Raw genomic sequence first — 5,762 nt, forward strand, 5'->3', positions numbered from 1 at the left:
CGCCGCCGAGGTCGGGGACTCCTGGGTGTTCCGCAAGATCAGTGAGGAACTGGCCCGCTCCCGCTACAACGGGCAACCGCCCTGGGACTGCCTCAAGGTCCTGGCCGAGGACCTCGCCCTGCCGGAGCTGAGCGACGTCGCCGACATCATGCGCCTGGCCAACGACGAGAGCTCGGAGGTCTACCGGCAGCTCCGCGCCCGCAGCGCCTCCGCCCGCAGCGCCCTGCTGAGCTCCGAGCTGGCCCAGGCCAACCTCGTCGAGGAGCGCATGTACCTGCCCGCGTCCTTCCTCGGCCTGGTCTTCCTCGCCCTGCTCATGGCCCCCCCACTGCTGCGGCTGTTCAGCGCCGGCTGAAAGGGGCTCGCCCGCAGTTTCGACTCGTACCCACCCAAGCACCGCACGCCGCCCACCAGCTCACACCGAAAGGACACCACCACCATGACCTACCTCTACGCGACCCTGCTCACCCTCAGGGCGGGCCTGCGCGACCGCGCCGCCACCACCCACGCCCGGACCCGGACCCGGACCCGGGACGAGGGGGCGAGCACGATCGAGATCGTGTTCTGGGCCGTGGGCCTGCTGGCGCTGGCCGGCATCGTCTACGCCGCGATCGCGGCCTACATCAACAGCAAGGTCAGCAGCATCAAATGACCCGGCACCGGCCCGGTCTCAACCTCGTACGGCCGCCCACCCGCGCGGCGCGGGTGGGGGACCGGGAGCGGGGCTCCGCCGCGGTGCAACTCGCCGTCCTGATGCCGGCCCTGTTCACCCTCATGTTCCTCGGGATGCAGGCCGCGCTCATGTACCACGGGCGCACCGTGGCCATCGCGGCCGCGCAGGAGGGCGCCCGGGCCGCCGCCGCCCAGCACGCCACCACCGGCGCCGGCCAGGCCGCCGCGACCGCGTTCGTCGCCTCAGCCGGCGGAGACGGGGTCCTGCGCGGGGTAAGGGTAAGCAGCAACCGCACCACCGGCCCCGTCGTCACTGGGGTCGCCGCCGGCGGCGTCACGGGCGTCGTCACCGTGGTTGTCGCTGGCACCACCTTAAGCGTGGTACCCGGATGGACCCCCCAGATCAGCCAAAGCGCCTCCGCACCCGTCGAGGAACTGACCCGATGACCACCTGGTCGAACACCCAGTGGACCGCCCCGTTGACCTCTCGAGGGGTGGGGCTGCGACGGCGGACCCGCCCGCGCGACCGTGGCTCCTCCGTCGTCGAGGTCGTCATCCTCGCCCCCGCCCTCGGGCTGTTCCTGATGCTCGTCATCGCCGGCGGCCGGGTCGCCATCGCCCACCAGGCGGTGCAGTCCGCCGCCGCCGACGCGGCCCGGTCGGCCTCGATCGCCCGCACCCAGGGCCACGCCGAGACCGCCGCGGCCGACGCGGCAACGACCAGCCTGGGCGACCAGGGCACCGACTGCGCCGCCACCAGTGTCAGCGTGGACTCCTCCGGGTTCGCCGCCCCGGTCGGCACCCCCGCCTCCGTGGCCGCAACGGTGACCTGTCAGGTCGACCTCGCCGGTCTCCTGCCCGGGCTGCCGGGGTCGATGCCGATCACCGCGACCGTCCGCTCACCCCTGGACAGCTACCGAGAACGGTGAGACCCATGCCCCGACCGACAGCCCGACTCATCCCCCGATTGCCAGCCCGACTGACAGCCCGACTGATGCCCCGACTGGTGGCCCCACTTGCTCGTGGTGACCGGGAACGAGGGTCGGTGGCGGTCTGGATGATCACCACCGCCCTGACCCTCGTCCTGCTCGTCGGCCTTGCCGTGGACCTCGGCGGTCAGGTCCACGCCAAGCAGCGCGCCCAGGACATCGCCGCCGAGGCCGCCCGGGCCGGCGGCCAGCAGCTCCAGGCCGGGACCGCGATCCGGGGCCAGGCAGCGGTGGCCGACCCAGGCGCGGCCGTGGCCGCAGCCCGGGCCTACATCGCCGGGGCACCCGGGGTGACCGGCACCGCCACCGTGGTCACCGGCACCCGGGTCGTGGCCGACACCCAGAGCACGTACACGACGCAGTTCCTCAGCATCATCGGCATCGGCGCCCTCACCGTCACCGGCCACGCCGAGGTCCAGATCACCCGAGCCGTCGACGGAGTCGCCCAATGAGACTCCGCGCCCGCGCGGTCGGCCTGTTCGCGACCCTGCTGCTCCTGGTCATCGTGATCGGGCTGCCCCTGGCCCTGCACGCCCTCGCCGGCAACCCGGTCCCCACCTCGGTCCCCACCCTGGACCAGCTCCGCTCCGCCCTGACCACCCCCGACGACGGAACCCTGGCCCTGGGGGCCATCACCCTGATCGCGTGGGTCGCGTGGGCGGTGCTGGCCGTCAGCATCCTGCTCGAGATCGGGTCCCGGCTGCGCGGGGCGCCTGCGGTCCGCCTGCCCGGACTGAACCTGCCGCAGCTGGCCGCCCGGCAGCTCGTCGCAGCGGCCGCGCTGCTCTTCGTGGTCGTCCCGGCCTCGCCCGCCCTCACCCCCGCGACCGCCGCCACCTCGGCGGCCCCCGCGACCTTCACCTCGTCGGTGACCGCCACCCCAGCCCGCCAGCCCACAACTGCGCCGGCGACCCTACCCGCCGCCACGACCGAAACGGCCAGCACGCAGACCACGCAGGCCACAAGGCGCACCTACACGGTGCGGCCGGGCGACAGCCTGTCCCGGATCGCGTCCACCCAGCTCGGCCACGCCGGCCGCTGGCCCGAGATCGCTGCCCTCAACCCGAGCGTGGCCGGCGACCCTGACCTCATCCACGCCGGGACCGTCCTGCACCTGCCCGCCGGGGCGCCCGGAGAGCCAGGCCGGTCAGCCGCCCGCACGTACACCGTGCGGGCGGGTGACACCCTCTCCGCCATCGCCCGTGACCAGCTGGGCGACGCCCGCCAGTACCCGGCGATCTTCACGGCCAGCAGGGACACCGTGCAGCCCGGTGGGGTGCACCTGAGCGACCCCGACCGGATCGACATCGGCCAGCGCCTGACCATCCCCCCCACCTTCGTCCCCCCTACGTCCCCCGCCGTCCTTCCTACGTCCCCCGCCGTCCTCCTTACGTCCCCCGTCGTCGTCCCCCCTGCGTCCCCGACACCCCCGGTATCTGTCCCGACACTAACCGGGAAGTCGGGGGAGCCTGCGAGGCCTTCGAGCAGCGCGCCAGCCGCCCCGGCGGGCCCCCGACCGGTTGACCGGCCGAACCGGCCGGACCCTTCCGGCCCGGGCAGCAGCGCCGCGGACGCCACCACCGCCACGTCCCCGGCCGCGTCTCCCGCGTCTCCTGTGCCGGCAGGCGCCGCCCACTCCAGCGCCGCCACGGAGGAGACCGACCACCTCGGTCATGCCTCGTGGATGCTGACCGGTCTCACCGGGGCAGGGGCGGTACTGGCCGGGTCCCTGCTGATGCTGCTGCGCCGCCGCCGCCGCGCCCAGTCCCGGGGCCGCCGACCCGGGCGCACCCTGGCCGCCCCCGACGCCGTCCTGAACCCGGTCGAGAAGACCATCACCTCCGTCGGCCGGGTCACCGCACCCACGATCGAGCACCTGGACGCGGTCCTGCGCCGCCTCGCCGCCGCGGCCGCCCGCGACGAAGCCGTCATGCCGCCGCTCACCGCGGTCGAGCTCACCGTCGCCCACATCGTGCTCCACCTCGCAGACCCCACCCAGCTGCCCGGGCCGTGGCAGGGGACCCCCGACGGGTACCACTGGAAGGTCGCCCCCGACGTCCCCCTCGACCAGCTCGGCCCGGAGGTGCCCGACCAGCCCGCCCCCTACCCGCTGCTGGTCACTATCGGGGTTAACGACACCGAAGACGTGTGGTTGCTGAACATCGAGGACCTCTGCGTCACGATCACCGGTGACCCCATCTTCGGGCTGGACTTCGTCCGGTACCTGGCCGCCGAGGTCGCCTGCAACCCCTGGTCGGCCGGGGTCACCGTGGACTGCGTCGGGGTGGCCACCGAGCTGGCGGCGCTCAACCCCGACCGGATCCACGCCCACCACACCCCCGGCACCCCCGACATGAACCACAGGCACGACATGCCCGACACCGCCGACGCCGCCGACCCACCGGTCGACCCGATCGGCACCTGCCTGACCGACACCGTCCACGCGATCGACCGGACGAGCCATGCCGGCCGCGACATCGTCACCGCCCGGGCAGCCCAGGACGGCGCCGACGCGTGGCCCGCCCGGCTCCTGATCATCGATGCCGCGACCGATCACCCCGCCCTGGACCAGCTCCTCGACCAGGTCCACGCCCACCCCGGGCAGACCGGGACCTCGGTGGTCGTACGAGGCCAGGGGCCGCGGGCCCCCGGCACCATCCACACCCTGCTCGAGGTCACCGCCGACGGGCGCGTCACCCTTGCGGAGGCCGGACTGAACCTGGTGGCCGTCGGCTTGACCAGCGACGAAGCCCAAGGCTGTGCGGCGCTGCTGGCCCACACCGACACCGTGGTCGAGGTGCCTGTCCCCGTCGACGAGGTGCCTGTCCCCGTCGACGGGGACGCCGTCGACGGCTGGCGCGCCTGGTCCAACCAGGCCGGCGCGCTCCGCGAACACCACACCCAGCCCCGGGCCCCGGCCGATGCGCCGGACGAGCGTCCGGAACCGGACCAGGAGGGCCAGGTCCCTCCGGCCCCCAAACCGGGCAGCAGCCTGCTCGAGCAAGACGACGCCACCTACCTCGCCGTCGCCGCGACCACCACGCAGGACCTGCAGGTGCTGGCCCCCCGCGTCAGGCCCACAGTGCGCGCCGGTGTCGAGGCCGCCGACCCCACCCTCGACGACGACGTGGCCATGTGGTTCCACGACAACAGCGCGCTGCCCAAACTGCGGCTGCTCGGACCGGTCCGCGCCACCACCCGCGGCACACCGCTGACCAAGCGCAAGCCCTACATGACCGAGCTGCTGACCTTCATCGCCCTCCGCCGGCACGGGGCGACCCCAGAGGAGGTGTCGCAGGCGTTCAACACCATCAGCAGGGCCAAGGTCCGCGACTACGTCCTGACGATTCGGCAGTGGCTGGGCACCAACCCCCGCACCGGGCAGCCGCACCTGCCCGACGCGCGCACCGCCCCCGCGGCCGAGATCCGCGGTGTCCCCGTCTACCAAGTCCTGGACCTGCTCATCGACATCGACCTCTTCCGGCGGCTACGCGTGCGCGGCGAAGCCCGCGGCGCAGACGGCATCCCCGACCTGAGGACCGCGCTCCGACTGGTCGAAGGACGCCCCTTCGACTACCCGGTCGAGCGGGAAGCCGGCGGCGGCTGGGCATGGCTGGTCGAGGGGGACCGGGTCGACGAGCACATGGCCGTCGCCATCGTCGACGTCGCCCACCTCGTCACCACCCACGCCCTCGCCGCCGGCGACCTGACCACCGCACGGCTGGCCGCCGAGACGGCCACCCTCGCCGCCCCCCACGAGGAGATCCCCCGCCTCGACCTGGCCGCCGTGGCAACCGCCGAGGGACACCACGCCGAAGCGCAACGGATCATCCGCGACGAGGTTTGCAACCGCACCGACGACGACGAGGCACCCCCCGAACTGTCAACCCGCACCCAACAAATCCTCACCCAACGACAGGACTGGCTCGGCACCAAAGTCAGCTGACGTCATCGTGGGCCAAGGATCCGTCGGCTACCCTTCCGAGCTGGCCCGTGAACGAACGTCACTCCGCCCAGTTAGGGCTACTCCACATGGGCGGTCCGTCGGGCAGGGAGAGCGAAATGGAGGTGATAGCCGGTCAGCTGCCGGGGCATCGTGAG

At 73.3% G+C, this 5,762-nt stretch carries 5 protein-coding genes and 1 pseudogene; all 6 read left to right on the forward strand.

Annotated elements, in window-relative coordinates:
• Positions 1-355 (forward strand): annotated as a pseudogene (locus tag Q0R63_RS06240) (hypothetical protein); the annotation flags it as partial.
• Positions 356-439: 84 nt separating this feature from the next.
• A complete protein-coding gene (locus Q0R63_RS06245; RefSeq protein WP_295695398.1) occupies positions 440-652 on the forward strand; it encodes a hypothetical protein in 213 nt (70 codons plus the stop codon).
• Positions 649-1,119 carry a TadE family protein gene (locus Q0R63_RS06250; protein WP_295695400.1) on the forward strand — a complete coding sequence of 157 codons (471 nt, stop codon included), beginning with the start codon at positions 649-651 and terminating at the stop codon, positions 1,117-1,119. Before Q0R63_RS06245 ends, Q0R63_RS06250 begins: the two co-directional genes overlap by 4 nt.
• Entirely contained in the window at positions 1,116-1,601 is a 486-nt protein-coding gene (locus tag Q0R63_RS06255; RefSeq protein ID WP_295695402.1) for a TadE family protein, read from the forward strand. The genes Q0R63_RS06250 and Q0R63_RS06255 overlap by 4 nt, the downstream gene beginning before the upstream one ends.
• A 116-nt stretch (positions 1,602-1,717) precedes the next feature.
• Positions 1,718-2,113 (forward strand): pilus assembly protein TadG-related protein, encoded by a 396-nt coding sequence (locus tag Q0R63_RS06260; RefSeq protein ID WP_295695404.1) that lies wholly within the window; start codon positions 1,718-1,720, stop codon positions 2,111-2,113.
• Positions 2,110-5,607, forward strand: coding sequence for a LysM peptidoglycan-binding domain-containing protein (locus Q0R63_RS06265; protein ID WP_295695406.1), 3,498 nt, complete (start codon positions 2,110-2,112; stop codon positions 5,605-5,607). The genes Q0R63_RS06260 and Q0R63_RS06265 overlap by 4 nt, the downstream gene beginning before the upstream one ends.
• Positions 5,608-5,762 lie beyond the last annotated feature (155 nt).

This window comes from Lapillicoccus sp. (genome assembly GCF_025353065.1).
Taxonomy (GTDB): domain Bacteria; phylum Actinomycetota; class Actinomycetes; order Actinomycetales; family Dermatophilaceae; genus Lapillicoccus.

Coding starts and splice junctions, on each gene's coding strand:
- Q0R63_RS06245 (WP_295695398.1), top strand. CDS start 440: ATGACCTACCTCTACGCGACCCTGCTCACCCTCAGGGCGGGCCTGCGC.
- Q0R63_RS06250 (WP_295695400.1), top strand. CDS start 649: ATGACCCGGCACCGGCCCGGTCTCAACCTCGTACGGCCGCCCACCCGC.
- Q0R63_RS06265 (WP_295695406.1), top strand. CDS start 2,110: ATGAGACTCCGCGCCCGCGCGGTCGGCCTGTTCGCGACCCTGCTGCTC.
- Q0R63_RS06255 (WP_295695402.1), top strand. CDS start 1,116: ATGACCACCTGGTCGAACACCCAGTGGACCGCCCCGTTGACCTCTCGA.